The sequence below is a fragment of the Paraburkholderia sp. Cy-641 genome (assembly GCF_011752945.1).
Classification (GTDB): Bacteria; Pseudomonadota; Gammaproteobacteria; order Burkholderiales; family Burkholderiaceae; genus Paraburkholderia.
Genome location: NZ_VWWM01000085.1, coordinates 1 through 25,508 on the forward strand (window position 1 = coordinate 1; position 25,508 = coordinate 25,508).

A 25,508-nucleotide genomic window follows, 5' to 3' on the forward strand; every position below is an offset into this window, starting at 1 on the left:
TGGGCGCATGCGCGGCGCTCCAGTAGCGGCGCCAGTCGGCGGAATCGAGTTGCAGGCGCGCCGGTTCGAAGTAGAGTCCGCACGATTGCACGAGCGCGTGCTCGCGGTCGACGTGGCCGCCCGTCATGCAGCAATACACTTCGTCGCGGTCGCCGCCGTTGCAGACGTAGTCCGGCGTCGCGATGTGGCGATCCACCAGATAGCCGTAGACGAACAGCTTCCAGACACTGCCGAGCGGCGTTTCCAGCGTCGCGGGCAACGCTTGCGCGGCTTGCGGCGAAAGCGCGGGCGCCGTGCCGCTCGCATCCGTTTGCCAGAGCTGGGGCTGGTTGTCGCGCAGCCAGGCGAAGCGCAGCGGGGTAGCCGCGGTCGAAGCGGAAGATGATGATGAGCCGTGGCTGGCCGGGCGATCATGCGCGGCCAGCGTGAGCGATGACGACGGCAAGGCAGCGGCCGAAGCCGAAACGGGCGCCACGGCCAAGGCCAGCGTCGCCAAGGCCGAGCGCAACGCCAACGCCGCCGACGGCAACCCCGTCGCCGCGGCCAAAGCCGCCCCGGCATTCCGTCCGCGATACACGCCACCCGCACGCGCCTCGCACACAGCCGCGCCGCCGCCTCGCAGCCGCGCCGCCCACCACGCCCCGATCCGCCAACGCGCCCCACGCATGGCCGCCTCGCCTACTGAATCCGCAGCGACGTCATGCGATCGCTCTTGCCGCCCTCGAACGCCTTCGCGTCGGGCTGGTACATGCGGAAGTAGCGCGCCGGCGGCAGCGTGAACGTGCCGGGCAACGAGAAGCGCACCAGTTGCCGCAGCGTGACCGGCTTATCGAGCAGCGGCACCGGCTGGTGATACGCCAGCTCGCCCATCTCGTACGACGCCGCGCGCTGGAACGGCTGCGGACCGCTGCCGTCCTTCGCGCCGGGCAGGCCGTCGATCGACACGCCCCAACTGGTCGCCTCGACGTCGCCGCCCGGCGGCAGCGGCACGTCGAGCAGACCGTAGTGGTAGGCGTTGCCCGAGCGCGGCGTCAGCGTGACTTCGTCGACGTAGAGCGCGTTGCTGTCGAGCGGATCGCCGGACTTCACCAGATGCGCGCTGAACGTCGCGCGCCCGAGCTGGCTTTCGCCGGCCCCGGCCTTCTTCGGATCGGCCGCGACTTCGAGCGGTTCGAGCTTGTACAGACGGCGCGCGATCGTGATGTTGAGCCGGCTGTCCTCGCTCGTATGACTGCGATACGAGACCAGCGCGCTGACGTCGCCGCGCGGTGCGCCCGCATCGAGCGTCGTCGGCAAGGCGGCGCCGTTCCAGCGATAGAGCGACGCGCCGGTCGGCGTCGTCGTGCGCGTCCAGCCCGCGCCTTGCAGCGTCGGCAGCGGCTGCGGCGACGCCGCGGCAGCACCGCCGAGCGCCTTGCGCAGCCACAGCAGCGTCAAGGCGCGATCGATCGTCGGATAGTCGGCGCTGCTTTTCGCGAGCAGCGCGGCGGTATCGAGCGGCGCGCCGCCGGCATCGGCAGCGCCCGCCCCCGCGCCGGTCATGACGAGCAGGCTTTGCACCAACGGCGCGGGATCGTTCGCCAGCTCGCCACGCGCCGCGCTCACGGCTGCATCGAAGCCCGCCGGCAATGGCGCATTCGCGCCACGCGCCATGCTCGCAACGAGCAGCGTCGCCATCTGCTTGCCGCGCGGCGAATCGGCCTGCGCGAACACGATGCTGTCCGCCGTACCGGCTGCATTGCCTCGCGCCGCTGTGCCTGTGCCTGTGCCTGTGCCTGTGCCTGTGCCTGTGCCTGTGCCTGTGCCGCCAGCCGCCTTACCGTTCACCGTAGCCAGCGCCGCCGCGTCGCCCTGCAAATCCTCGGCGATGCCCGCGACCGGCGTCGCGACCGGCAGCCCCATCTGCTGCAGGAACCACAGCGCAAGCGCGCGATGCAGCAGCGGCTCCTTCGCGCCGGCGTCGCGATAAACGTCCATCGCGTGCTGCCAGTTGTCGGCGGGCAGACTGATGCCGAGGCTGCGGCTCGCGAGCCAGTCGGCGTAATACGCGTAGGCGGTCATCAATGCGCTGCCGCCCGTCGTATCGCCCCACCAGCCGAACGTGCCGCCGACGCCCGCGAGCATCGCGAGCCGCTGGCGCTGATTGCGCAGCAGCGCTTCGAGCCCCTGCGCCGGGCTCGCGGCATTGGCCTCGCCGCCCGTGTCGCGCAACGTGTCGTGCGCGAGCGCAAGCGGAATCAGCCGGCTCGAGGTCTGCTCGGCGCAACCGTACGGATAGGCGATCAGATCGTCGGCGACGCGCATGAACTGGCTCGCCGCATTGCCGACGAAACGCACGCCAACATCCTGCGCATCGGCCGGCAGCGCGAGCGGCTTGCCCGTGCCGTCGAGCGCGACCGTGTCCTGATGCAGATCGAGCCAGCCATCCGCGTCGAGGCGGATCGTCGTCTGCAAGCGGTCGACGTCCTTGCCGCCCGCGCGCAGCGTCGAATCGATCACGCCGGCTTTCAACGCGCCGCTCGGCAGACGCAGATAATTCGCGCCGCGCTTTAACGTCACCTTCTGGTTCAGCGCGAGACCGCCGCCGTTCACGACCCACTGCGCGTCGGTATCCGCATCGGTCTGGTTGAACACGATCATGTCGATGGCCGGTTGATCGTCGGCGCGGAAATGCGCGGGCCCGCTCCACTTCAGATACAGCGCCTTGTCCGAGCGCACGTACGCGGTACGCTGCCCGACCATGCCGTCCGGCGCGGCCGCGCGCACGGTAATGCGCCAGCGCGCGAGCGAGTCCGGCATCCGGAAGCTCATGGTCGCGTGACCGTTCGCATCGGTTTTCAGATTCGCCTGCCACGCGGCCGTGTCCTGCTCGTCGCGCCGCGGCCGCTCCAGCACCTTGACGCCGCGCTCGTTGTAGTTCGCGCGCTGCGGGCCGCCCGGCGCGCCCTTCAACGGCGCGCGCGCGAGGTCGTAGGTGATGAACGACAAGCTCGACGAGGTGCGCACGTTATTGCGGCGCGGGTGATAGAAAAAGTCGACGATGTTCGGCGCGATCTCCGGCTGCAGCACATAGACCATTTCGTCGACCACGCTGACGGTCAGATTGGCCGCTTCGGGCTTGCCGGCGAGCGTGCTGTCGAAGTCGAGCGTGACGGTATCGCCGGGACCGTAGACGGGCTTGTCGCTCTTCACGTTCAGCTCGATGCTCGGCTGCGCGACGACGATGCCCGCGTTCTCGAACACGTATTCGCCGCCATGCACGTACAGCACCGAGAACGTCATGTTCGGCGCGAACTCGGCGCCGACCTTGATGCGTGCCCTCCACTGCGACGGCGCGATGCGTTGCAGTTGCAACCAGTCGCCGCCCGTGCTCAGCAATGCGCGGTGCTCGACGTTGTCGCGTTCGAGCGTGAGCAGCGCGTCGTCGACCGGCATGGGGAACGTAATCAGCGCTTCGGCGGTATCGCCGATCCTGTAGCGCGCGCGATCGAACACGATCTCGACGCTGCCCGGAATCGCCTTGAGCCCGTCGCCCGCGACCCAATGACTGGCCGCCGCGAGCAGATTGCCCTGATCGTCCTTGACCGACACCATGTACGAGCCCGGCTCGTCGAACTGCACCGGGAACGACTGCTTGCCGCCCGCGCCCGCCGTTTTCAGCGCGCCTTCGCCGTGCGTCTGCGATTCGAGGCGCGTCCATTGCCATTTCGCCGGCGCATGCGCGGCCGGATCGAGCACGCCGAGCGGCTGCAGATCGAAGCTGACCGCTTCCTTCGGCTGCGAGAACGACTTCGCGCTGCTCAGGCGATACGGCGTCGCGCCGCGTGCGATCAGCACCTCGCGCGTCACGCGCACCTTGTACGCGGCGCCGTCCTGCGCGAACAGCGTCAGCGCGTAGCGACTCGGCTCCTGCGCGGCCGGCAGCGTCAGGTCCGCGTTGCCGTTGCTGTCGGTCTTCAGTTCCTGCTGTTCGAGCTTGACCGGAAAGAGCCCCGCGTAACGCAATTCGCCGTCGACGATCGTCACTTTCTGCGCGCGCAGCGTGACCGAAATCTTGCTGTCGCGCACCGGCTTGCCGTCCGGATAGCGCAACTGGATCTTGCCCTTCAGCGGCTCGCCGGTCGCGTAGTCGGCCTTCTCCATCGCGAGGTTCACGTCGAAGTGCGGCTTCACGTATTCGGCGACGCGAAACGCGCTGCCATAGACGTCGCCGCGATAATCGAAGCGCAGCGTGTAGCCGCCGGCGGTGGCGTCGGCGGGCAAGGTGAACGAGGTATCCGCGCCGGTATCGGACGCGAAATGCACGCTGCGCGTCGCGACCGGCGCACCGTTCGGGTCGAGCACGTCGAGCTTGAGGTCGGCGGCTTCGGGCGCGGACGATTGCGTCGCGTTCTGGAACGTGCGGCCGATGAACTTCACCTGCACCGTATCGCCGGGCCGGTACATCGGCCGGTCCGTCACGGCGTAGATCTTCGTGTTGTAGATCTCGCTGTCGTAATAGAAATTTTCGGAGACGAACACGCCGCCCTGCGGATCGACGCCGAGCACATAGCTGCGCTCGGGGCTCACGTGCTGCAACGGCAGCGCGCCGTCGCCGCCGGTGGTGCCGCTTTGCAGCACCCCCACGCCGTCGGTCCAGCTCACCTCGGTATTCGCGACCGGCTTGCCGTTGTCGCGCCGCGCGGTCCACACGAGCATGCCGCCCGCGGTCGCCTTCACGACCGCGACCGTGTCCGACACGAACAGCAGCGTATGCGCGCGATAGTTGCCGATCACGGCTTCGACGATATAGAGCCCCGGCGGCAGCTTGCCGACCGGAATCATCACGTTGCCGGCGCTCTCGTCGATGAAGTTGCTGCTGCTGCCTTCGAGATTCACGCCCTTCGGCGGCGCAATCGCCTTCGCGTCCCAGATCGGATAGCGAAAGCGCGCGACCACGTCGTAGCCCTTCAACGGCGCGAACGACGAGCGCGGCTCGAACTGCGTCTGCTTGCCGGTCTGCTCGCCGAGCTTGAATTGCGGCTCGGCCGCGGTCGCCTTGCTGCGCGTCGCGAACGACAGCACGCGCTGCCACGCGCGGCGCGCTTCGGTGAACCACCGGTCCCACAGATACGCGAGCGTGTTCGCGAGCCCTTCGCCCTGGTAATTCGGCGCAACGTTCAGGCGATGCAGATTCTTCTGCGCCTTCAGAAACTCGAGCGGCTGCGGCACACGATACACGACGATGTCCGCGCCGCCATACGGCTGCAACGCGTCCTTGAAATCGCGGCCCGGCGCTTCGAGCCGCACCTGCGCGAGCTGATCGCTGCCGAAGCTCGCGTCGGACAGCAGAAAGAACGGCTGACCGTCGACCTTCTGCGCGCTGTAGTTGCTCGGCGGCGCCGCTTGCAGCGTGGGGTTCGCGGCGATGTTGGCGTCGGCCGTGTCATCGGCTGCGGCGGCGTCGTCGGCGCGAGCCGGGGCCGTGAATGCGAACGCAAGTGTCAGCGCGACGAACAGCGCGGTGAACAGGCAGGCCACGCGACGCCACACGCCGCCCCAGGCGCCGCTCGAAAAACGGCCGCACGCGATTTTTCTTCGGATCATGGTGTCAGAAAGTCCAAACGAAACACGCCAACGAAATTCGGATTGCCGTCGAGCGGCTGCCAGCGGGAATCTTTCCATTGCACGAGGTCGGAAACGGCGACCGCGCGCAGACCGGTATCGGTCGGCGTGACGGTGCCGGTGTGATAGGCGATGTAGCGATCGAGCCAGATCATCAGATGCTGGTCGTCGCCCTGGTCGAAGAACAGCAGGTCGCACGGCAAAGCCTGGTTGATGTCTTTCGCGACGAAGCGGCTGTTGCGCTGGATCAGCGCGATCGCCGACGCATACGCGCCCGTCGAGCCGTCGACGCGCGTCCAGCGGTTCGCGAGCGTGCGTTGCGAGGCCGTTAGCTGCAACTCGGGCGGCATGCTGCTCGCGTCCGCGAGACCGGTCATGCCGTTCGCGCGCAGCCATTTGCTGTCGTGCGGCTTCAGCGTCTCGCCGACCGCGAAGCGCACGAGGCCCGCGCAATCGCGCTGCGTCCAGCGCGGGGTCGGACCGTGCCGCAGTTGCTGATCGACGATGCGCGAGAACCAGGCGCGAAACGCGGCCGATTGCTGCGGAGAGAATGCGTCGGGGTCGGGCTGCGCGGCCGTGCTCGTGAGCGCGTGGGCCAACGGCGCCGCGCTCGCGAGTGCAGCGAGTGCCATGAGCGATGCGGCGCGCGCGAACCAGAGACGACGCGCGGGGTCGGGCTGCATGGTGCCGCCCGGGAACGCGCGCGCGCAGGATGGGGCGCTTGTCCGCGCGAGCGGCGACGCCATCCGCGCAGGCCAGAACCGATGATGCGCCGTGCCCGGCGGCACGGCCACGGTCTGCGAGCGAACCCGGCCCACGTCAGTCGGCCCCGGCGCCGGGTTGATCCGCCGGCGCTGCCGGCGCGCCGTCCGTTGCGGCATGCGCACCGGCATCGCCCTGCGCGCGATCGAACCACCACTCCACCGGCACCCAGCCCGCCGAACCCGGCAAGCTCTGCGGCAAGGTCAGCGACACGGGCGGATAGTGCGCGAGCGCATGCAGCTTCGGCACCAGATGCGTGCGCGACGCGTTGCGGAACACCGCCTCCTGATCGGGCGGCAACGCGGCGCCGGCCTCGCGCTCGATCAGCGCGGCGGCGGACGACGGCGTCAGCGTCAGAATCGTGCGCGGCAGACGCTGCGGCGCGAGCGTATCGGCGAGCGCGGGGTAGCGCTTGTCGAGCACCGCAAGCGTGTCGTCGACGAGGCGGCCGTCCGGCGAGAAGATCACGTAACCATGCGCGAGCGCGAGCGTCACCGGGAAATAACGCTCCGCCGACAACTGCGCCGCGAACGATGCCTTGCTGCTCAATGCGGTGCCCGATCGCGCACTGACCGGCCGCTGCCACACGACAACGTCGGCGCCCTGCTCGCGCATCGTGACCGGCAGACGACGATAGCCCGCCGCCGCGCCATCTGCGGCGGCGGCCTTCGCTTCGTACGCGCCGATCACGTCGCCGAAGGTCTTGCCGAGCGCGGTCTTCAAGGCGACGCTGCCGGCCGCGTCCTGCGACTTCACGCGAGCCACGAACACCGGCGCGAGCAGCGTCGACTTCGCGTACCAGCAAACCGCCGCGGGCCCCGCCAGCTGATCGCCGAGCGCGGCCGTGCCCTGCGTGCCGCCGTCGGTGATCTTCGCGAGCAATGCCGCTGCATCGCTCCAGTCGGCCGGCAAGCTCGCGCAAGCCGCCGGATTGGCCGGCAGCACGCGCCACAGGTCCGCGCTGTTCCATTTCTGCGGCAGCTTGTCGGGATCGATCAGCGCCCAGGTTTTCCATGCCGTGGCGCCGTTGCCGTTCGGCGAGGCATCCGGCGCGAAGTCGAAGCGCAACGCGTCGATGCCGGAGAAAAACGCCTGATAACCGAACGACAGGTAATTGGCCGAGACGACGATCCGATGGCCCTTGGTTGCGTCGCCGGAAGTATCGCCCGAGCTATCGAGCCGGTATGCGCGCGCCGCCTCGTCGCGACCCGACGACAGCATCTCCGACACCGCATCGGCGCGCTCGCCGATCAGGCCGCCCTTTTCGTCGAGCAGCAAACCGGGCGCCGACAGCACGACGAGCCGATCGTCCTTCGCCGCGAACAGCAGCGTGCGGCCGACCGCGAGCTTCAGCGCATAGACCGGCACGTCGCCCTGGAGCTTCGCGACCTGGCTCAGTTGCGCGTCGCTCGCGGCGACGTTGCCGAGCCCTTGCAGCAGCTTCGCGAGGCCATTGCGATGGATCGACATCACCCAGTTGCCGAGCCGGCCATCGGGCGAACGCCACAGCAGCACATGGGCGGGTTCGTCGAATACGCGGCGCAGCAGTTCGTCGCGCCAGTCCAGTTGATGCTCGAACGCGAGACGCCGCAGCGCGCCTTCGGCGGACAGGCGCGTCGGGTCCGCTTCGTAGTAGTCGACGAAATCTTGCGTGAGCACGTCGTGCAGCAACGGCACGCGCACGATGTCGCGCGGCAGACGCGACAGCGCTTCGCTGTCGATCACTGCATCGGGATGGTGAATATCGAGGACGACGGCGTTGTTTTGCGCGGCCTTGCGATGCGCGAACGGACGCCATACCGCCTGCACGATGATGCCGGCCACGACCAGAAGACCGACGCTCAGGATTACCAGCTTTTTTCGCGAGATCTTCATCTGATTTCTTCTTCTGGTTCGACGCGACGCTATTAACGCCGATGCCGCGCGGAATTGGAAACCTGCGGCAGCGGATATTGATGCCGGGCGATGATAACCGATATCTTTGAATAAAACCCGCATGCTGTTGGCATTTAACCATCAGTCGCGCACGGTCGATTGCCAATGAAAAATATTTCGGCATGGGGCCGATTTTTATTTCCCGTCAAGCGGGCCTGCGCATAAAAAACCCGGCCGCACACGCTATGCTCGCCGGGTTATTTCATGCCACGCCGCTTCGCTATGGTTTAAAGATTTATTACCGAACTCAAAACAACTCAAGCGCGCGTTTCATTTTTTCGGGCACTTATTCAGTCGAGGCTGAAGTCGATACCCTGCGCCAGCGGCAACGCCGACGAGTAATTGACGGTATTGGTCGCGCGACGCATATAAGCCTTCCACGCATCCGAGCCCGACTCGCGGCCACCGCCGGTTTCCTTCTCGCCGCCGAATGCGCCGCCGATCTCCGCGCCGCTCGGCCCGATATTGACGTTGGCGATGCCGCAATCGCTGCCCGACGCGGACAGGAAACGTTCCGCCTCGCGCAGATCGTTCGTGAACACGCACGACGACAGACCGTGATGCGCGGCATTGTTCGCGTCGACAGCAGCGGCGAAATCGCTGTAGCGCAGCACGTAGAGAATCGGCGCGAAGGTTTCCTTCAGCACGACCGCCGTTTGCGCCGGCATCTCGACGATCGCCGGCCGCACGTAGTAGCCGCCCTCATAGCCCGTCACGTCGACGCGCTCGCCGCCGGACACCGCGCCGCCCTCGGCACGCGCCTGCCGCAGCGCGTCCTGCATGCGCTCGAACGCCTGGCGGTCGATCAGCGGCCCCATCAGCGTGCCCTTGTCGAGCGGATTGCCGATCGGCACGCGGCTATACAACTGCTTGAGCCGCTCGACGGTCTTGCCGTACACGCTGTCATGCACGAACAGACGCCGCAGCGTCGTGCAACGCTGTCCGGCCGTGCCGACCGCCGAGAACAGGATGCCGCGCAGCGCGAGTTCGTGGTCGGCCGTTTGCGTGACGATGCCCGCGTTGTTGCCGCCGAGTTCGAGCAGCGCGCGGCCGAAGCGCTTCGCCACTTCGACGCCGACCTTGCGGCCCATTTCCGTGCTGCCCGTCGCGCTGACGAGCGACGCGCGCGAATCGGCCACGAGCTTTTCGCCCACCTCACGGCCACCGTTGACGAGCGCGGCGAGGCCGGCCGGCGCGTCGCCGAATTCCTCGAGCGCGTCGTCGAGAATGCGGCTCACGGCCAGCGCCGTGAGCGGCGTCTTTTCCGACGGCTTCCAGATCAGCGCGTTGCCGCACACGAGCGCGAGCGCCGCATTCCACGACCACACCGCCACCGGAAAATTGAACGCCGAGATCACGACGCAGGTGCCGATCGGATGCCACGATTCCGCCATCCGGTGACCGGGCCGCTCGGACGCGATCGTCAGGCCGTACAGCTGGCGCGACAGACCGACCGCGAAATCGCAGATGTCGATCATTTCCTGCACTTCGCCCATGCCTTCCTGCAGGATCTTGCCGGTTTCGAGCGAGACAAGCGCGCCGAGCGCCTGCTTGCGCTCGCGCAGACGCTTGCCGAGCAGCCGCACCAGCTCGCCGCGACGCGGCGCGGGCACGTTGCGCCACGCGGCGAAGGCGTCGTTCGCCCGGGCGAGCGCCGCATCGACTTCGGCCGCCGTGTTGCTGGCCACGCGGCCGATCAGCTCGCCCGTAATCGGCGAATGAACCGCGATGTCGCCTGCTTGCGCCGCGTGAGCAATGCCGAGATCGGCGAGGATGGTAGACGCGTCCATATGAACCCCCTTTTTATTTCCGATACGAAACAAGAGTAAGTTCGGAAACTATACACGCGGGTTTTTATGGCAGCAAGAAGGGGTTTCCGTGAGGATTGTTGGTCAGCCGCACATGGCAATGTTTCCAAATGGAAACTTTAGTGGACCAATGCGAGGCGGGCTACGGCTGTCCGTGCGCGCCCGGATGCGCAACTTGAGACGCGCGCCGAGCGCATCGGCGGCGCTCATGATGAACGCGTGAATCGCGCTCGACATGGGCAGGCTCACGAAGTTCGCGCTCAGCACCTGCGAGAAATCGGCCGACGCCCGCTTCGCGAGCGGACGGTCGCGCGACGTGACGAGCACGAGGCGATCGTCGCGATACGGCAGCATCTCCAGATGCCCCGCATGCACGTTGCCCGCGACGATGCCGATATCGGTCGCGCTATCCGCAACGCCCTTGACGATCTCGCCGGCCGCCGGCGCTTCTCATCAACAGGATGGCGGCCGTGTTGTCGCTCTCTTCCAGAATGGCCTGACAGAGCGTGTCGACCGGCAACGCACCGCGCGCGACGTTGGCCTTGGTCACGGGCGACGTGAAAATGAGGTCCTTCTCCGTATAGTGGACGAGGCGCTCGAGCCGCTCTTCGCCGCGATCGACGCGCGACAGTATCTGCGCCGCGAGAAGCCCCTTGAATGTGCTGCACATCAGGAAGCGTTCGTCGGCGCGATGGCTCAGCGTATGCCCCGAGCCCGTGTCGATGGCGAACACGCCGAAGCGGCCGCCAAACCGGCGCTCGATGTCGGCTATCGGCGATTCAGCCGCGCGCAGCGCGGGTACGACGCCCATGCCAGCGAGCAGGGGTAGTCCAATCAACAGTTTTCGGCGTGTGATCGAGTGAGTCACGGGTAGGTCCAGACAGAATTCAGAAGCGCCCACCTCAAAGCCTGAATGAGAACCCAGGAAAGAGGCATCACTTTTCGTCTCCATGCAGAAACTTGCGAATCTCGTCGCGTTCCGCCCGGGTAACGTGTTTGCGCAAGGCGGCCATCACGAGTGCCTTGCCCGATCCGGAAAACGCCTTGTGGATCAGTTCCTTCAACAGACTGGTTTGCAGCGTGTTCTGACTCTGCGCCGGGGCGTAGACGTGAGAGCGCTCGCTCTCGTCACGCGTCAGCAACCCCTTCGCATGCATGACCTGCATCTGGCGCAATACGGTCGCATAGGTGATCTCCGTGCGTTCGACCTGCATGGCCTGATGAGCCTGCTTGACGGTGGCGGGCCCGATCGACCATAGAACCCGCAGGAGATCGAGCTCGGCCGCGGTCGGCCTCGATGGAGCGGCGGTCTTGGCCGTGACGAAACCTCAACGAGTAGAGCGGCGGGACGTAGAATAATTTGTCTAGAACAAATTTTCTACATCGAATGCCGCTCCTAAGTATGTAAAGAGCGTGCGCCAATGCGTTGGGCGGCTAGCCCGGAAAACATCGTGCAGGCGGTTTCGCTGCTCGTCGCAGCGGATTATTCGACCGGCAAAATTCTGCCCGCCGATAGCGGGTTGAATCTGGCGGCAACGATCGCGGGGCATTTGATAATCGGCCGCCCCAATAGTCATCTCTCATCAGACAACATAACGACCGTTTGAATTCTCAACGATACGGTCGCAGTCACCACTTTCGAAAACCCGTTATTCACAGTGCAGTCCGGGATGCGGGTAATCCCCACCTGTACGCATAGCGTAATTATTTGTAGGATTTATGTCATCATATAACTGATAACAATAATCGATCCTGGCTAATTAGCGCCGACGAGCAATTGACCTGAGAGAGCCCTGACATGACCGTCAGATTCAAAAGATTGCGCTAGCCGTACTGCAGGACTGGCGCATCAGTACCGCGTGATACGGCCAGATGACCGGCACGCTTCTCGTCGCCTGACTGCCGATAAATAAAAAAGGATACCTAATGGTACGCCGAGGTTAACCGAGCGCTTGCGCCCGATAGCGCAACGGCCCGGTTCCCTCGTGCACAACGGGGCGGTGAGCCCGACACCAGGAATAGCTGGGCGGGCTCGTAGCAGATCGTGACGGCGGCCGAGACTCAATGCGCTTCATTGCGCAGCCGCATGGTCCGAAATATGTATAACAAAACGATTCATGGAGAAAATATGCTGCAGAGAATTATCCGATCAAAAATGCCGCTTTGCTGTGCCGCGCTGCTCATGCTGAGTGCCTGCGGTGGAGGAAATTCGGTGGCGCCCAGCGACACCGCCAGCACGCCCGGCAACTCGGGCGACACAGCCCCGACCACGCCGCCGGATGCCGTCGTGGCATTTAAACATCCGGGGATTCTGACAACGAAGGCACGGCTCGATTATGTGAAGGCACAAATTGCCGCCAATAATCCACTGTTCGTCAATGAATTCAATAAATTGAAAAGCAGCCAGTCGGCCTCGGCGTCTTACACGGTGGCAGGTACGCTGACTGACGGAAATATTAGCTGTGGCGCCGTGTCATCCGTTGACCACGGGTGCAATGCGGAAAAAGCCGATGCGGCAGCCGCCTATGCCCAGGCGTTGATGTGGTATTTCACAGGAGACGAGACCTATGCAAAAAATACGGTGTCGATCCTGAACTTCTATGCAAAGAATCTGACAGCCGGACATAGTGGATTCAATGGCCCACTGGAAGCAGCCTGGAATGCGGAAGTTTTTCCGGCAGCCGCCGAAATCATTCGATACACGTATAGCGGGTGGTCCGAGTCCGACGCCCAGGCATTCGAGACCATGCTGAAGACGCAGTATCTGCCGGATATCAACGGCGTCAACGGCTATGCGACAGAGGGCAACTGGAAGCTCTCCATGATCGATGGAATGATCGACATTGCGGTTTTCACCAACGACCGGGCATTGTTTGACGACGCCGTGGCGCAATGGAAAAAGTGGATTCCCGCGTACTACTACAATGCGTCGCTCGACGGCAATGCGCCTGTCACGTTCCCAGGCAGCCCGAGCGGTAATTCGCCCACCAATACCTGCGGCCCGACCTGCCGCCAGGCCACCCTCTCGCTCTGGAATGGTCAAACGGTATTCGATTCGGTGGTGAGCGGCGTCACGCAGGAAACGTGTCGGGATCTCGGGCACGCCCAATACGGCATGGGCGCGACCTTCAACGCAGCGGAAACCGCCTATATTCAAGGCACGGATCTCTATGCGGCAGAGGCTTCCCGTTTGACCACGGCACTCGAATTCAATGCGAATTTGCTGAATGGAAGTGCGGGTCACAAGAACGATGATCTCGTTACCGCGCCAGGAGGACTATTCGGCTCGTTGTGCAGCAGCGGCACGCCGGCAGATCAATTCCAGTACGACACCAAGCCGACGATGATGCGGGCCTACAATGCCTACGCAAATCGTATGGGGATGGCACTGCCCTCGACGCACACTTATATCTCTAACGTCGTCATTCCTTTCCAGAATCCCACCGATCACGAAATACAATGGGAAGTCCTGACGGATGGCGACAGTCCGTCCAATCCCATCGATTGACCATCGGCAGCGTCTTTTCGTCATCGAATAGATAGCATCGCGACTTCATCATTTTCGTCGGCTCCGCGTTCGCATCGAACATCGGGCCGACATCCACGAAGCGCTTTGTCAAACCTGGCTGCTCTCTCGTCTGCGGGAACATCCGCGGGCGCAGGGAGCAGCTTTTTTTGAACCGGCCACGAGGCACGCCCGAAGGACACCAGACACGCGAAAGTTTATTGTCGAAGAACTGTGCGGAACCACTCATCCCTCTCCCGATTCGTCGCCTATTCTGCGTACAAACGGAAGCCAAAAATTACAACGAGATGGCTTACCCACGCCCTTCATACCCAGCAATCCAAACAGGGCGTGACTCATAACGTCGGGGGGCACTATGAGATATCAAGCGAAGCATACCGTCGCAACTCCATCCTGTTTCAGGCCGGCCACGTCATCGGTGTTAACCCGATATGCGTTGGCTCGTGACGGTTCAGTCACTCCCATTTCGATTCCCTCGCACTAGCCGCGTCTTTGCGAAATCCGGGATCGCGTCCACCGAATCGGCGTTCGGAGCAGAGCGCCTACTTTAGTGTGGCAGGTCCTGCCGGTGAATGCTGTGTGAACGCACACGGAGTCAAATGATGAGCCTGAAAAAAAAGCAAAAAGGCGTGGCTGCCATCGAGGTCGCGCTCGTCCTGCCGATCCTGCTGCTGGTTGTGTTCGGCATCATCGAATTCGGCCTGGTCCTGTACGACACGGCGATCATCACCAACGCGGCCCGAGAGGGCGCGCGAGCGGGCATCGTGCTTACGAACCCGAGGCCCTCGACGACGGACATCACGAACGTCGTGACCAACTATACGTCCTCGTACCTGATTTCGTTTGCGGCGCAAAAGCCCACGCCGTCGGTCTCGGTGACGAACGCGGGCGGTGGGTTCGGCACGGCATTGGCCGTCAAGGTCTCCTATACGTTCACGGGGCTGGTTCTCGGCGCCTTGGTGAACCCGCTAACCGGACCGATCACCTTGAGCTCCACGGCCACGATGAACAACGAATAGGACGAACATCATGAGTAACGTCCATGCCGTGCATACTCGGCGCCGCGCAAAATCGATCAGGAAGCAAAAGGGCGTGGGGGCCATCATGTTCGCCCTGCTGCTGCTCGTACTCCTCGGCTTCGCGGCGCTCGCGATCGACATTGGCAACCTGATGCTGGCCCGCGCTCAGGCTCAGACGGCCGCCGACGCCGCGGCACTGGCCGGGGCCCAGTGCCTATACGCTCAAGCCAACAACTCCAGTTGCAACAACGCGAACGCCGCCAATCCGGATTGGAGCGACTCGCAGACCGAAGCTGTTTCGTTCGGCCCCTCGAACAACGTCCAGGGAGCCGCCGCGCAACTGCAATCGTCGGATGTCAGTACCGGCTATGTGGACGTCACCGATGTTGCGAACGGCGTCTCGCAGGCAACCTCGCCGGTCGCGAGCGGAAACATCGTGCCGGCGGTCCAGGTGACGGTCCACAAGGACGGGACCGACTCCAACGGGTCCGTTCCGGTGTACCTGGCGCAGGTACTGAACATCAAGTCGCTGAATACGAGTGCGACGGCGACGGCGGTCGTGGCCAGTCCGGGAACGGCCGAGATTGGGGCGCTGTTTCCGCTGGTGATGTCGCAATGCCTCTACGACTCCTACTGGAATTCGTCGACCAACTCGCCCAAACTCGCGACCAGTACAACCGATCCCCAGGCGGCGAACAATGGCACGCCTATCGTGCAGACGGTCGGGCAACCGTACATCTTCGGGATCAGGGCATCTTACCAGGCTGCCAATTGCGACGCGGGGCAATGGACCTCGCTCTCCTCTGCCAATGCGCAGATTGGTTCCAGCTCCGTTGTCGGGTTAATGACGAGCGGAAATGCGAGTCCGATGTCTATCGGCCAACCGATTTATATTGAAACGGGCCTGAATAGCAATGCATTCCATAATGTTGCAACCTGCAGCCAGGTCGCGGCGGGTACAGCCGGTAGTTGTGCCTGGGTGACGGTCGCGGTGGTGAGTAACGTCACGGGGGCACAAGGGAGCACGCTGCCGATAGTCGCATTCGGGTGCCTGCATATCCTCAACGAAACAGGCAGCGGCTCCAACGCGGTTATCACCGTTCAGATGGGCAACGACCCCAACTACTGCAAAAACAGCCAGATGGACGGCATCGGCCCCGACTATGGGACGATCATGATGCCTCGGCTGGTGCAGTAACTTTGCAATAGACACGTCGTGGCAAACAGAGCCGCCTGAGAAATAGCGCGGCCACCGTAAAGACAAGGCATTGCCGCGCGCGTCATATCAGCCACGATTCCGGTGCGGACGCGCGCCATGCGCGCACGCTCCGGAAAAACACACTAAAGAATACGGTCCAACGCCTTAGCGAACCTGGCAACCGTAGCTTCGACGTCATGCAGTTTGTCCAGCCCGAATAATCCGACGCGGAAGGTTCTGAAATCTTCAGGCTCGTCGCATTCAAGCGGAACGCCGGGCGCGATCTGCAAGCCGGCATCGGCGAATTTCTTGCCGGATCGTATGCCATCGTCATCGGTGTAGCTGACCACGACACTCGGGGCCTGGAAGCCTTCGGCGGCCACGCTTCTGAAACCTTTGCCTGTCAGGAGCGAGCGAATGCGCCTGCCGAGTTCAATCTGCTCCGCTTTCACCTTGTCGAAACCGTATGCCTCGGTTTCCTTCATCACGTCGCGCAACGTCGCGAGACCGTCTGTGGGCATCGTGGCGTGGTACGCGAATCCGCCGTTCTCGTAGGCTTCCATGATCTGCAGCCATTTGCGAAGATCGCAGGCGAAACTGGTGCTGGTTGTCGCGTCGATTCTTTCCCTGGCGAGAGGACTCAGCATGACCAGCGCGCAACAGGGTGACGCGCTCCATCCCTTTTGCGGCGCGCTGATCAGGATATCGACGCCGCTCGCCTGCATGTCGACCCAGATCGTCCCGGAAGCGATGCAATCCAGTACGAACATGCCGCCGACGGCATGCACGGCGTCGGACACCGCGCGCAACCAGGCATCGGGAAGCATCATGCCGGATGCAGTTTCGACGTGCGGCGCAAAGACCAGGTCCGGCTTGTGCTCCCTGATTGCGGCGACCACTTCTTCGATTGGCGCCGGTGCATAGCCGGCCTGCCGTCCCTGTTCGACGGGACGCGCCTTCAGCACCGTCGATTCGGACGGAATACCGCCCATGTCGAAAATCTGCGACCAGCGGAAACTGAACCAGCCATTGCGGACAACCAGACACTTCCTGTTCGTCGCGAACTGCCGGGCAACGGCTTCCATGCCGAAAGTCCCGCTGCCGGGAACGATCACGGCCGACTTCGCGTTGTAGACTTTTTTCAGGGAACCGGAAATATCCCGCATGACGCCCTGAAAGCGTTGCGACATATGATTGATCGACCGGTCGGTGTAAACCACGGAATATTCGAGGAGCCCATCGGGGTCGACATGGGGAAGTAAACCTGGCACGTTCGCCTCCGGTAAAAGATGAAGAATAGAATCTGACGTAGATTCTAACGAAAGCAGCCTGTCACTGAAGCAAAAGCATATTTGCCCTGTTGCAGCGGTATCAAATCACAAATACTGCTCGCCGGGGGCATATTTTTGTTCGTTATATGGAGCACGCGCGAAGTTGCGCGGCCACGGAGATCGGACCGGCCTCGGCCAGGAAAGGCCGTTCGACATACATCGCCGAATCGCCGACAATCGGCGGGCAGTCACGGCAAGTCCGCGGCCCCCCGCTGCCTATCTACTCAACTTCGTCCCACTTCGGAGCGCCTTACGATGCCAACCGCCGAATCGAAAATAATCAGCATCACGATCCAGCGAAGCCTGAAGGACGTCTATGACTTCACGGCATGGCCCGCCTCGTTCGCGCGCTGGGCATCGGGTCTCGGCAAGCCCCTCGGCAACGAAGGAAACGTGTGGCACTTCGAAGGCGAGAATGGTCTCGCGAAGATCCGCTTCACCGAACCCAACGAGTACGGTGTACTCGATCATTATGTCGAACTTCCCGACGGCAGCGAGATTTACATACCCATGCGGATCATCGCAAACGGTACGGGAAGCGAAGTACAGTTCACGCTCTTCCGTGTACCCGGTATGAGTGACGACAAATTTGCCGCCGACGCGCAATGGGTCGTGCGTGACTTGAACAAACTTAAAGCACTGCTAGAAGCACAGTCATCCTGACCATATGCAATCGCGTCAGCCGGCGAATATGAAGCATTCGCCAGCCACGACCAGATAGACAGCCATTGTTGGCAGAGGCGTGTGGCTCGAACGTTAATTCCAATCACCAGCCCCTATTGCCGCGCGAGCATCAGGTCCAGGTTCTGAACCGCGGCGCCGGACGCGCCCTTGCCGAGATTATCGAAAACAGCGGACAGCAGGACGTGCCCGTGTTCCATGTTGGGAAACACGCTTAAACACATGTCGTTCGTACCGTTCAACGTTTGCGGGTCCAGGTGCTTCAAGGCGCACGATTCATGCAGCGGCAAGACCTGCACATGAGCCGCCTCGGCATAGTGGCGCGCGAGGCATGCGTGCAACGTGGCGCCATCCACGTCGGGGGCAAGCAGCCGCAACGCCAGAGGTACTGTCAGCACGATGCCCTGACGGAACGCACCATACGCGGGGACGAAAATGGGACGCTGCGCGAGCCCGGCGTGCTGCTGGATCTCAGGCGTGTGCTTGTGCGCAAGTTCCAGGCCATACACCTGGTATGCGGGCGCGCCGGCGGCCCCCTGCCCCTCATGCTCTTCCACGCCGGCACGCCCACGTCCGGAGTAGCCGGACACCGCATGAATGCTGACCGGGTAGTTGCCAGGTATGAGCCCGACCTGCAACAGAGGACGCAGCAAGCCGATCGCACCGGTCGGATAGCAGCCGGGATTAGTGACCCGACGTGCGTTCGCAATGCGCTCAGCCTGTCCCTGCGTCATTTCCGCAAAACCGTAGGTCCAGTCCGGCTGTGTGCGGTGCGCGGAACTGGCGTCGATAACCCTGACGGCGGGATTGACGATGGCCTGCACGGCCTCGCGCGCGGCGTCGTCGGGCAAACAGAGGATGGCGATATCGCAAGCGTTGATGGCTTCCGCGCGACGCCGCGGATCTTTGCGCTCCGCTTCGGCGAGCGTGAACAGTTCAAGGTCGGTCCGGTGGCGCAGCCGTTCGTGGATTTGCAGGCCGGTCGTGCCCTGGTCGCCGTCGATGAAAACAACAGGAGAGCTCATACGTGAAATACTCCGCTGGCTATAGGTTTTTATAGGCCGTTATAGGTCGTAACAGGCAAGAACAAGCCCCTATATTCCATGCACCGCTAGAATAGAGAAAGTTGAATTTCATAACGTGAATATTCAGCTTTTCTGAATTAGGACGAGAACATGCGAGAGATCAGCCTGGACCGCCTGCGCACTCTGATCGCCATTACCGAGCGTGGCTCATTCGCCGATGCGGCGCGTGCATTGCACCTGGCGCCGCCAACGGTCAGCCTCCACATCGCCGAACTCGAAAACCGCATTGGGGCACCGCTTCTGTCGCGAAAGCGCGGACAGGTCAAGCCCTCGGCAATCGGCGAGGTGCTGGTGGAGCGCGCGCGTCGGCTGCTGGCCGATGCGGAACAGGCCTTGGACGATATTCAACGCCAGGTGCAGGGACTCGAAGGACGCGCGCGGCTCGGTGCGTCGACAGGCGCGATCGCGCATCTGCTGCCGCAAGCGCTTGAGGTGCTGCGTCAACACCATCCCGCCATCGACGTTCAGGTGGCCGTACTGACTTCGCAAGAAACGCTATCGCGACTGGCGGATGGAACGCTGGATGTCGGGCTGGTCGCCCTGCCTCAGCCCCCCGTGGCTGGACTCGTGATAAAGCCGTGGCGCCGCGACCACGTAATGGCCTTCGTGCCGGCGCATTGGCGGTGTCCGGCCCGCGTCACACCCGAATGGCTCGCTGCCCAGCCGCTCATTCTCAATGACGCGACCACGCGCCTCTCGCGTCTGACGGCGGAATGGTTCGCGGCCGCCGGGCACCATCCGGCGCCGCGTATTCAGCTCAACTACAACGACGCGATCAAGAGTCTGGTCGCGGCGGGTTACGGCGCGGCACTACTGCCCCATGAGGCCACCACGCCGTTACCCGACAAGCGCATTGTCATGCGTCCGCTGCGCCCCGCGTTGTGGCGTCGGCTAGGCATCGCGCATCGCGCGGGGTACGTCGAGCGTTCCACGCAACACGTACTCGATGTGTTATGGGGTCTGCGAGTGGCGTAGGCGTTGTCGTATTTGTGTGCCACCCGCAGAAGCAAAAAGCCGTGGTCATCCGGGCCATGATTTGCGTCCGCAGTGTTCGCCGCGGACGCCATCGTGAATGCCGGCTCGGGTATCCGCAATGGCTCAGGTGTCGGGATGCGCCGCAACAAAACTCTTGAACGCACCGTAAGTCGGCTGGATCGGCACCAGGTTGTTCGTCACGATGCCATACGTCTCGTCACCGCTCGTCAATTCGTAGTACATCACCGACTGCATCGCAACCGTCTTGCGGGCCGCATAAAACTCGCCGAGTTGCTGACTGACGTAGCTTGCCCGGAAAGTTTCGGTTTGCTCAGGATTGGCGTTCCATTCGGAGATCATGAACGGCACCCCATAGCGTGCTTTGCAATAGACCGGCAGATTGAAACCCGGACCGGCGCCGTCCGTGCCGACATTGAAGATATCGCCATACACCTGATAGTTGTGCCAGGTCGTGGTGTCCCAGCGCACCTGGGGGTAACCGCCCGAGCCATCCGGCTGCATACCGTCCCAGAGCATGTCGGAAGCGGCGATATCCGCCACGCAGAAGTTGATGCCGCACTTCGCGTGCGGCTGCACGGACTTGATACCGTCGATCATGCCGCGCATGACACCGCGCATGATCGGCCAGTTCGCATTGTTGAAGTCGCCACGGCCAGTGCCGGCCGTGGCCGGGTTCAGGATGATCGCCGGGTCGCGCGTCAGTTCATTGCCGCATTCGTACATCGTGACGCCATACGGCGCGAGCGCCGTGGCAATTGCCGCGGCCCCTGCGAATGAAGCCTGATAGGCCGCCGCTTCACTCGTGTACAGAACATTGTTGACGTCGCGCAGCCCGTAATTGACGAGGGTAAAAAGCGTCAACCCGGCGGCCTGGAAAGCGCTGGCCATGGCGATCACGGGGTTCAACTGGGCCGGCGTGTTGACGCAACCGATGCGATACGTCGTACACCCGAGCGAGCGCAATGCGCCGACGACCTGCGCGGGCGAGAACGGATAATCGTAGTGTCCGTTCACGCCGTAGAACGCACCCGGCGTTGCCGTCGCGGCGATACGCGGGTCCGCGCACGGCAGCCAGTTGCCGTTGCAGGTCAGAACATAGAACTGCCCGCCCGTTCCGCGCTGGAAAATCAGGCCGCCGTACCACAACAGCAGGCTGACGTTGTAGGAGTACGGGTCCTGGATCTTGTTCCTGTAGATATAGCCGTTCGAAACGGTCCAGACGTTGTTGGATTTGTCGATGATGTAAGACGCGGACGGAATGACCGTGCCGTCCACCGACGTGCCCCCGAGGCGCGGATCGAGAGAGGCCACCCACCCCGATCCCGTCCACTGATAGAAAGCCCCGCTCGTGTTTTCCTGGTAGACGCTGCCGCTATACCACAGCAGCGTAGTGACGTTGTACGAGCCGGCATCCTTGGTTCCGTTCCTGTAGATATACCCGCTGGAGAGCGTCCACACATTGCCGCCAGAGTCGACAATGGACGCCGCTGGCGGCGTTGTCGTACCGTTGATCGAGGGAGAAAGGCTCGCCGTTGCCCCAGCCTTTGTCTGGGCCTTGGCCGCACTGGTGCCGCCGCCAGGCTCGGGGGCGTCGTCGCCCCCACCGCCACACGCCACCAGTACATAACTGCTTGCAGCCGCCGTCAGGCAGCCGAGGAATTGTCGTCGATTGATCACAGAAATAATCCGCAGCCGGGAGACCCGGCAAAATTCAGTAGGTACGCGCTCGGGTCACACGAATCACACGTGCGACCGAATGCAAATGAACCTTTTAATTCGGCATACTGATCAACCGGGTACGGCACGATCTGGCGGCGGCGCCCAGACGTTTATCAAGGCGCCGCGTGTTCTATCGATCTGCTTGTCGGAAGGATTTCGATTACCGGAGCGACGCTCACCTGGTCTGCGTTGGCGCAGCAAGCGAGCGACTTTGCCCAAATTCGCCAAAAGGAATAAGCGATGGTGATTCAGTAGTATTTACCTCTTTCTCTACCCCTTTCCAGGTAAGACATTCCTGGATGTCGGCAACGAATGGACGAGAGATTAGAGGCCGGTAAGAAATAGGCTTATTTTTCTGACGAATAGACAGGCAGAGGTTACTTTTTCCGCACCTTCTGTGTCTGACGCGACGAACGTCTAAAGAGCGATGGACGTCAGGCATGTTTTCGCGCGAAGGCGCTGCCTACGGGGCGGCTATGGCGTTGCTCGTTCCTGGCTTTGGGATGAATTCGGGCGTGGCTTTTGGGGACGCGATCACGGCGGTAAAGATTACGCTGGGCGTGATCGTCGGTTTTGGAATGGTTTGGGTGAGGGGAAAGCGGGTGTGGCGGGTTGGTCGGGAGCGGCATTTCGCAGTTCGACATCAGGACCGGCTTCGGCCGTGAAGCGACACTCACGCGTTCCGCTCGAATGTTCGCTTCCGGAAATATTGCCTCGCCCTATAGCTCCAGGCGCTCGACGCAGAAGGGTCCATCGGAGCCGAATGCAAACTCGGCGAACCGCTCGCCAATGCGTCGATGCGCGCGGCCATCCGGGTGGAGTTGGTCGGGAAGCGGCAGATCGACGAAATCCTGTGGGCCGTACAGGTCTAGTCCATCGAGATAGTGCAGGTGCGGATCGTCCGCGGCTCGCTGCTGCACAATGCGCCGTAATTCTCCCCGGATGACGGTCAACGTCAGCTTGCCAGCCTTACGCTCGGCAGGGTCGCCTGTCGCGCGAAACGATACCTTTCCTGCCGCCAGCGCACTTTGGTCGAATGCGCCGGGGCCAGGCGTGTCCTCGTGAATAGGGCAGTAGAGGGGCGAAATGACGAGTAGCGGCGTGGTCGGATGGCCCTCGCGGATTGTGTCGAGAAAGCCATGAACCGCTGGCGTAAAGGCACGCAAACGCATCAAATCCGTGTTGACGAGGTTGATGCCGATTTTCACGCTAACCAGGTTGGCCGGGGTGCCTCGCATCGCCCGAGCCGTGAAGGGGTCGAGTAAAGCGCCGCCGCCGAAGCCGAGATTAATGAGCTCCACGCCACCACGCGAGGCGGCGAGCGCAGGCCAGATCGCGGTGGGGCTGTCGCCATTGGAACCCTGGCTGATGGAGCTGCCGTGGTGCAGCCAGACCTTTCGACCGTGATCCGCATCAAGGCCGATGCGGGCGTCGGTACGCAACGCAACGAGCTCCGTGGTTTCGTTGTGCGGCAGCCATATCTCGACTTGCTTGTCGTGGCCCGGCAGACCGGTGAAGCGGACGGTGCCGACGGGACCTGGCTGTTTCGAAGCCGTACCGGCGGCCATGTCGATCGTGATGACGTCTCCGCCGACTGCGCTGCCCTGGCGGACCAGTTGACCATCGACGAGCAGGTCATACACGCCGACCGGCCTGGGCGGGACGCCGGCATAGATGTACCGCGTCGGGAGCACATCGATTTCAATAACCGTCGCCTGGGTGCGGAACACCAGTCGCACACCCGACGGCTGCGACTCTGCCATCGCCAGTTGAGGATCTGTACACTGAGCGCGAGCCCGAGCGGACAGGCGGTGCAGTATGAGTCCGCGGCTGGTTTGTTCCAATTCGGCGCCGCCGCGCAACAGTTCCGGGGTAATGGGTGTAGCGACCCAAAGCGGCCGGTCGTTTGTCATCTATGATCGATCCCAACTTGAGAGCAGCGATCTTAGCAAACCGTGCGTGGCTGCCGACCCGGGCTTGAGTCAGTAATGGTCTTTCGGTGTAGCCGATCGAATGCCGGGGTCCGGCCAAAAGGTGCATCCATTCCTTATGCCGCGACCAAGGCAGCACTCAACCACGTGACCCGCCTGCGTGCCCTTTCGCTCGCCCCGGATATCCGTGTGAATGCTGTTGCACCTGGCCTCGTGGATACGCCTCTTACACCCGAACCGATGAATAGCACGAACAAAACAATCAGCAACGGTGTTGTCACCTCATACTTCTTCTCTTCATCCAGCGCATGAACTCATCGAGCTCTTCCTGATAGACATCGTTTAGAACTTTCCCGGCCATCCCGCCATACCTCCCCTCCGCCCCATCAGTTACCCCGAACATTTCCCCCACAAACATAAATGCGAGGTAGCCACGTCCCTATAATCATATTTCGTTGCTCGATGTACTCCGGCGTTTCAGTTCGAATCGCCACGGTTGGGTTGGTCTCTGTGAAAACGGGCCGAACCTGCCGCGTGCGGCAACGCTCCTTTTAGCGCCACGTTCCTTCAACGCGCCCTTCTTTAACGCTCTCTTCTTCGGCGAAATACCCACCAGCCAGCGAGGCCGGTAAAGCCCGCGACCAGCAGCACCATCACCCAGAAGCCATTCTTGTTCTCAGCGAGCGGAACGCCACCGACGTTCATACCGAAGAAGCCCGCGACGATATTGATCGGCATCGCCAGCACCGTGACGAGCGTCAGCGTGAACAGCGTGCGGTTGTTCTGCGCGTCGAGACGCGAGGTGATTTCCTCCTGCAGCAGCCTGACCCGCTCGATTAAACCTGCCACATCCGAGAGAACGACCGAAAACTCTTCCGTCGATTCGCGCAGGTCCTGCACGTCTTCCGGATGAAGCCAGCGCGGCGGCCTTGCCAACAGACGGAAAATCGCACCGGGCTCCGGTGCGAGCATGCGTTGCAAACGCGTCAGCGTGCGGCGCATCGCGCCGAGGTCGAGCCGATTTTGCGTCGGACGTTGCAACAGGAAGCGATCTTCGATCCGATCGACGTCGGCACTGGTACGCCGGACGATCTGCACGAGCAGGTCGGCCTGGTCGCGCATCAGATGCACCAGCAACTCCACGGCCGATCTGAATATCTCGCCGTCGCGCACGGACGCGCGCAAGCGGTCGATCGAACGCAGCGGCTTGAGGCGAGCCGTGACGATGATGCGCTTATGCACGTAGATCCAGAGGGTCGCGATTTCAGATGGAATGAATTCGAGGTTGAATATGACGTCGTTCACGACCGCGCGCAATGCGCCGTCCGCATGTTCGATCCGCGTTGAATGCGAGCCTTCGCGCAATGCGTCGAAGAACGTTTCCGGCAAATCGAGTTGTGACCTCATCCAGCGTTCGCTTGCGCTGTGCGCGAGATTGAAATGCAGCCACAGGAATTCGTCGCTTCCCTCTCCCTCTTTCACGGCCGTGTCCGCTTTATGCTCGCGACACCATGCGATGACTTCGTCCGCGTCGAGCGGCTGGCCAGCATGCGTTGGCGTAAAGCGGAACCCGCAGACCATGCCGGTCAGGTCTGCGCCGTAGGTTTGTAATAGCAGATCAGATTTCATAGGTCACTCAGCGCCGGCTTTCCGGGAGGAATACGTGAGCATAGCGTGACCAATTGAAAGAAGGTTGACGCCCGCGCTTCTGGCGTCGTATTGCCGGATCGCGATGGCTGGATTGTCACCAAGAAGTCATAGGATTGCGCTAGATCGCGATTTGTCGGCACAGCGGGCTGGGCAGCACTGGATGCAACTGCGCCGGGAGCGATGGAGAACGGGCGGCATGACGCGGCCGGTACGTTGCCGCACGGGAAGTACCGGTGTCCACACGGGAGTCACGCATGGCCCCG

The 25,508-nt window shown here is 62.8% G+C and carries 18 protein-coding genes and 3 pseudogenes; 8 read left to right on the forward strand and 13 right to left on the reverse strand.

Translation table 11 applies throughout. The features are described from left to right. The 8 genes and pseudogenes from F3J20_RS29485 to F3J20_RS29520 all read right to left on the reverse strand — a co-directional run. Window positions 1-667: DUF2300 domain-containing protein (locus tag F3J20_RS29485; RefSeq protein ID WP_167285618.1), on the reverse strand; the 667-nt coding region annotated here is incomplete at its 3' end. A gap of 11 nt (window positions 668-678) precedes the next feature. Continuing rightward, window positions 679-5,586 carry an alpha-2-macroglobulin gene (locus tag F3J20_RS29490; RefSeq protein WP_167285619.1) on the reverse strand — a complete coding sequence of 1,636 codons (4,908 nt, stop codon included), beginning with the start codon at window positions 5,584-5,586 and terminating at the stop codon, window positions 679-681. After that, window positions 5,583-6,236 carry a DUF1175 family protein gene (locus F3J20_RS29495; protein ID WP_240159387.1) on the reverse strand — a complete coding sequence of 218 codons (654 nt, stop codon included), beginning with the start codon at window positions 6,234-6,236 and terminating at the stop codon, window positions 5,583-5,585. The genes F3J20_RS29490 and F3J20_RS29495 overlap by 4 nt, the downstream gene beginning before the upstream one ends. Before the next feature lie 187 nt (window positions 6,237-6,423). Then, complete coding sequence (locus F3J20_RS29500; protein WP_167285620.1) at window positions 6,424-8,241, reverse strand: DUF2138 domain-containing protein; 1,818 nt, start codon at window positions 8,239-8,241, stop codon at window positions 6,424-6,426. A 350-nt stretch (window positions 8,242-8,591) separates the two neighbouring features. After that, entirely contained in the window at window positions 8,592-10,091 is a 1,500-nt protein-coding gene (locus F3J20_RS29505) for an aldehyde dehydrogenase family protein (protein ID WP_167285621.1), read from the reverse strand. 102 nt (window positions 10,092-10,193) lie between these two features. Beyond that, window positions 10,194-10,484 carry a LysR substrate-binding domain-containing protein gene (locus F3J20_RS29510; RefSeq protein WP_345889946.1) on the reverse strand — a complete coding sequence of 97 codons (291 nt, stop codon included), beginning with the start codon at window positions 10,482-10,484 and terminating at the stop codon, window positions 10,194-10,196. A gap of 31 nt (window positions 10,485-10,515) precedes the next feature. After that, window positions 10,516-11,061, reverse strand: a complete 546-nt coding sequence (locus F3J20_RS29515; RefSeq protein ID WP_240162954.1) for a serine hydrolase — start codon at window positions 11,059-11,061, stop codon at window positions 10,516-10,518. After that, window positions 11,045-11,407: pseudogene (locus tag F3J20_RS29520) on the reverse strand (BlaI/MecI/CopY family transcriptional regulator); the annotation flags it as partial. The pseudogene F3J20_RS29520 and the gene F3J20_RS29515, both read right to left, overlap by 17 nt. Before the next feature lie 123 nt (window positions 11,408-11,530). Between F3J20_RS29520 and F3J20_RS31915 the strand changes: the two are divergent. The 5 genes and pseudogenes from F3J20_RS31915 to F3J20_RS29540 all read left to right on the forward strand — a co-directional run bounded on the left by F3J20_RS31915 (window position 11,531) and on the right by F3J20_RS29540 (window position 15,852). Continuing rightward, window positions 11,531-11,716, forward strand: a complete 186-nt coding sequence (locus tag F3J20_RS31915; protein ID WP_205193426.1) for a hypothetical protein — start codon at window positions 11,531-11,533, stop codon at window positions 11,714-11,716. A gap of 521 nt (window positions 11,717-12,237) precedes the next feature. Further along, window positions 12,238-13,617 carry an alginate lyase family protein gene (locus F3J20_RS29530; RefSeq protein WP_167285622.1) on the forward strand — a complete coding sequence of 460 codons (1,380 nt, stop codon included), beginning with the start codon at window positions 12,238-12,240 and terminating at the stop codon, window positions 13,615-13,617. Between the two features lie 16 nt (window positions 13,618-13,633). Beyond that, window positions 13,634-13,784 (forward strand): annotated as a pseudogene (locus F3J20_RS32325) (IS5/IS1182 family transposase); the annotation flags it as partial. Window positions 13,785-14,264: 480 nt separating this feature from the next. Beyond that, a complete protein-coding gene (locus tag F3J20_RS29535; RefSeq protein ID WP_345889947.1) occupies window positions 14,265-14,654 on the forward strand; it encodes a TadE family protein in 390 nt (129 codons plus the stop codon). 10 nt (window positions 14,655-14,664) lie between these two features. Then, complete coding sequence (locus F3J20_RS29540) at window positions 14,665-15,852, forward strand: pilus assembly protein TadG-related protein (RefSeq protein ID WP_167050318.1); 1,188 nt, start codon at window positions 14,665-14,667, stop codon at window positions 15,850-15,852. 143 nt (window positions 15,853-15,995) lie between these two features. Here the strand turns inward: F3J20_RS29540 and F3J20_RS29545 are convergent, their stop codons facing one another. Beyond that, on the reverse strand, window positions 15,996-17,123 hold the full coding sequence (locus tag F3J20_RS29545) for an aminotransferase class V-fold PLP-dependent enzyme (protein ID WP_167285624.1): 1,128 nt from the start codon (window positions 17,121-17,123) through the stop codon (window positions 15,996-15,998). A 315-nt stretch (window positions 17,124-17,438) separates the two neighbouring features. Here F3J20_RS29545 and F3J20_RS29550 point away from each other — a divergent pair, with 315 nt between their 5' ends. Continuing rightward, the gene (locus F3J20_RS29550; RefSeq protein ID WP_167050314.1) at window positions 17,439-17,846 is read left to right on the forward strand and encodes an SRPBCC family protein; all 408 of its coding nucleotides are present in this window, start codon (window positions 17,439-17,441) and stop codon (window positions 17,844-17,846) included. Window positions 17,847-17,959: 113 nt separating this feature from the next. On the opposite strand, the gene argC is transcribed toward F3J20_RS29550, so the two are convergent. Beyond that, complete coding sequence (argC, locus tag F3J20_RS29555; protein WP_167285625.1) at window positions 17,960-18,889, reverse strand: N-acetyl-gamma-glutamyl-phosphate reductase; 930 nt, start codon at window positions 18,887-18,889, stop codon at window positions 17,960-17,962. Between the two features lie 150 nt (window positions 18,890-19,039). On the opposite strand from argC, the gene F3J20_RS29560 reads away from it, so the two are divergent. Continuing rightward, window positions 19,040-19,924, forward strand: a complete 885-nt coding sequence (locus F3J20_RS29560) for a LysR family transcriptional regulator (RefSeq protein WP_167285626.1) — start codon at window positions 19,040-19,042, stop codon at window positions 19,922-19,924. A gap of 123 nt (window positions 19,925-20,047) precedes the next feature. Here the strand turns inward: F3J20_RS29560 and F3J20_RS29565 are convergent, their stop codons facing one another. Next, window positions 20,048-21,403, reverse strand: a complete 1,356-nt coding sequence (locus F3J20_RS29565) for a hypothetical protein (RefSeq protein ID WP_345889948.1) — start codon at window positions 21,401-21,403, stop codon at window positions 20,048-20,050. Window positions 21,404-22,383: 980 nt separating this feature from the next. Next, window positions 22,384-23,577 (reverse strand): GDSL-type esterase/lipase family protein, encoded by a 1,194-nt coding sequence (locus F3J20_RS29570; RefSeq protein WP_167050305.1) that lies wholly within the window; start codon window positions 23,575-23,577, stop codon window positions 22,384-22,386. Window positions 23,578-23,673: 96 nt separating this feature from the next. On the opposite strand from F3J20_RS29570, the pseudogene F3J20_RS29575 reads away from it, so the two are divergent. Then, window positions 23,674-23,826 (forward strand): annotated as a pseudogene (locus F3J20_RS29575) (SDR family NAD(P)-dependent oxidoreductase); the annotation flags it as partial. A gap of 351 nt (window positions 23,827-24,177) precedes the next feature. On the opposite strand, the gene F3J20_RS29580 reads toward F3J20_RS29575, so the two are convergent. Further along, entirely contained in the window at window positions 24,178-25,224 is a 1,047-nt protein-coding gene (locus tag F3J20_RS29580) for a transporter (protein ID WP_167050303.1), read from the reverse strand. Window positions 25,225-25,508 lie beyond the last annotated feature (284 nt).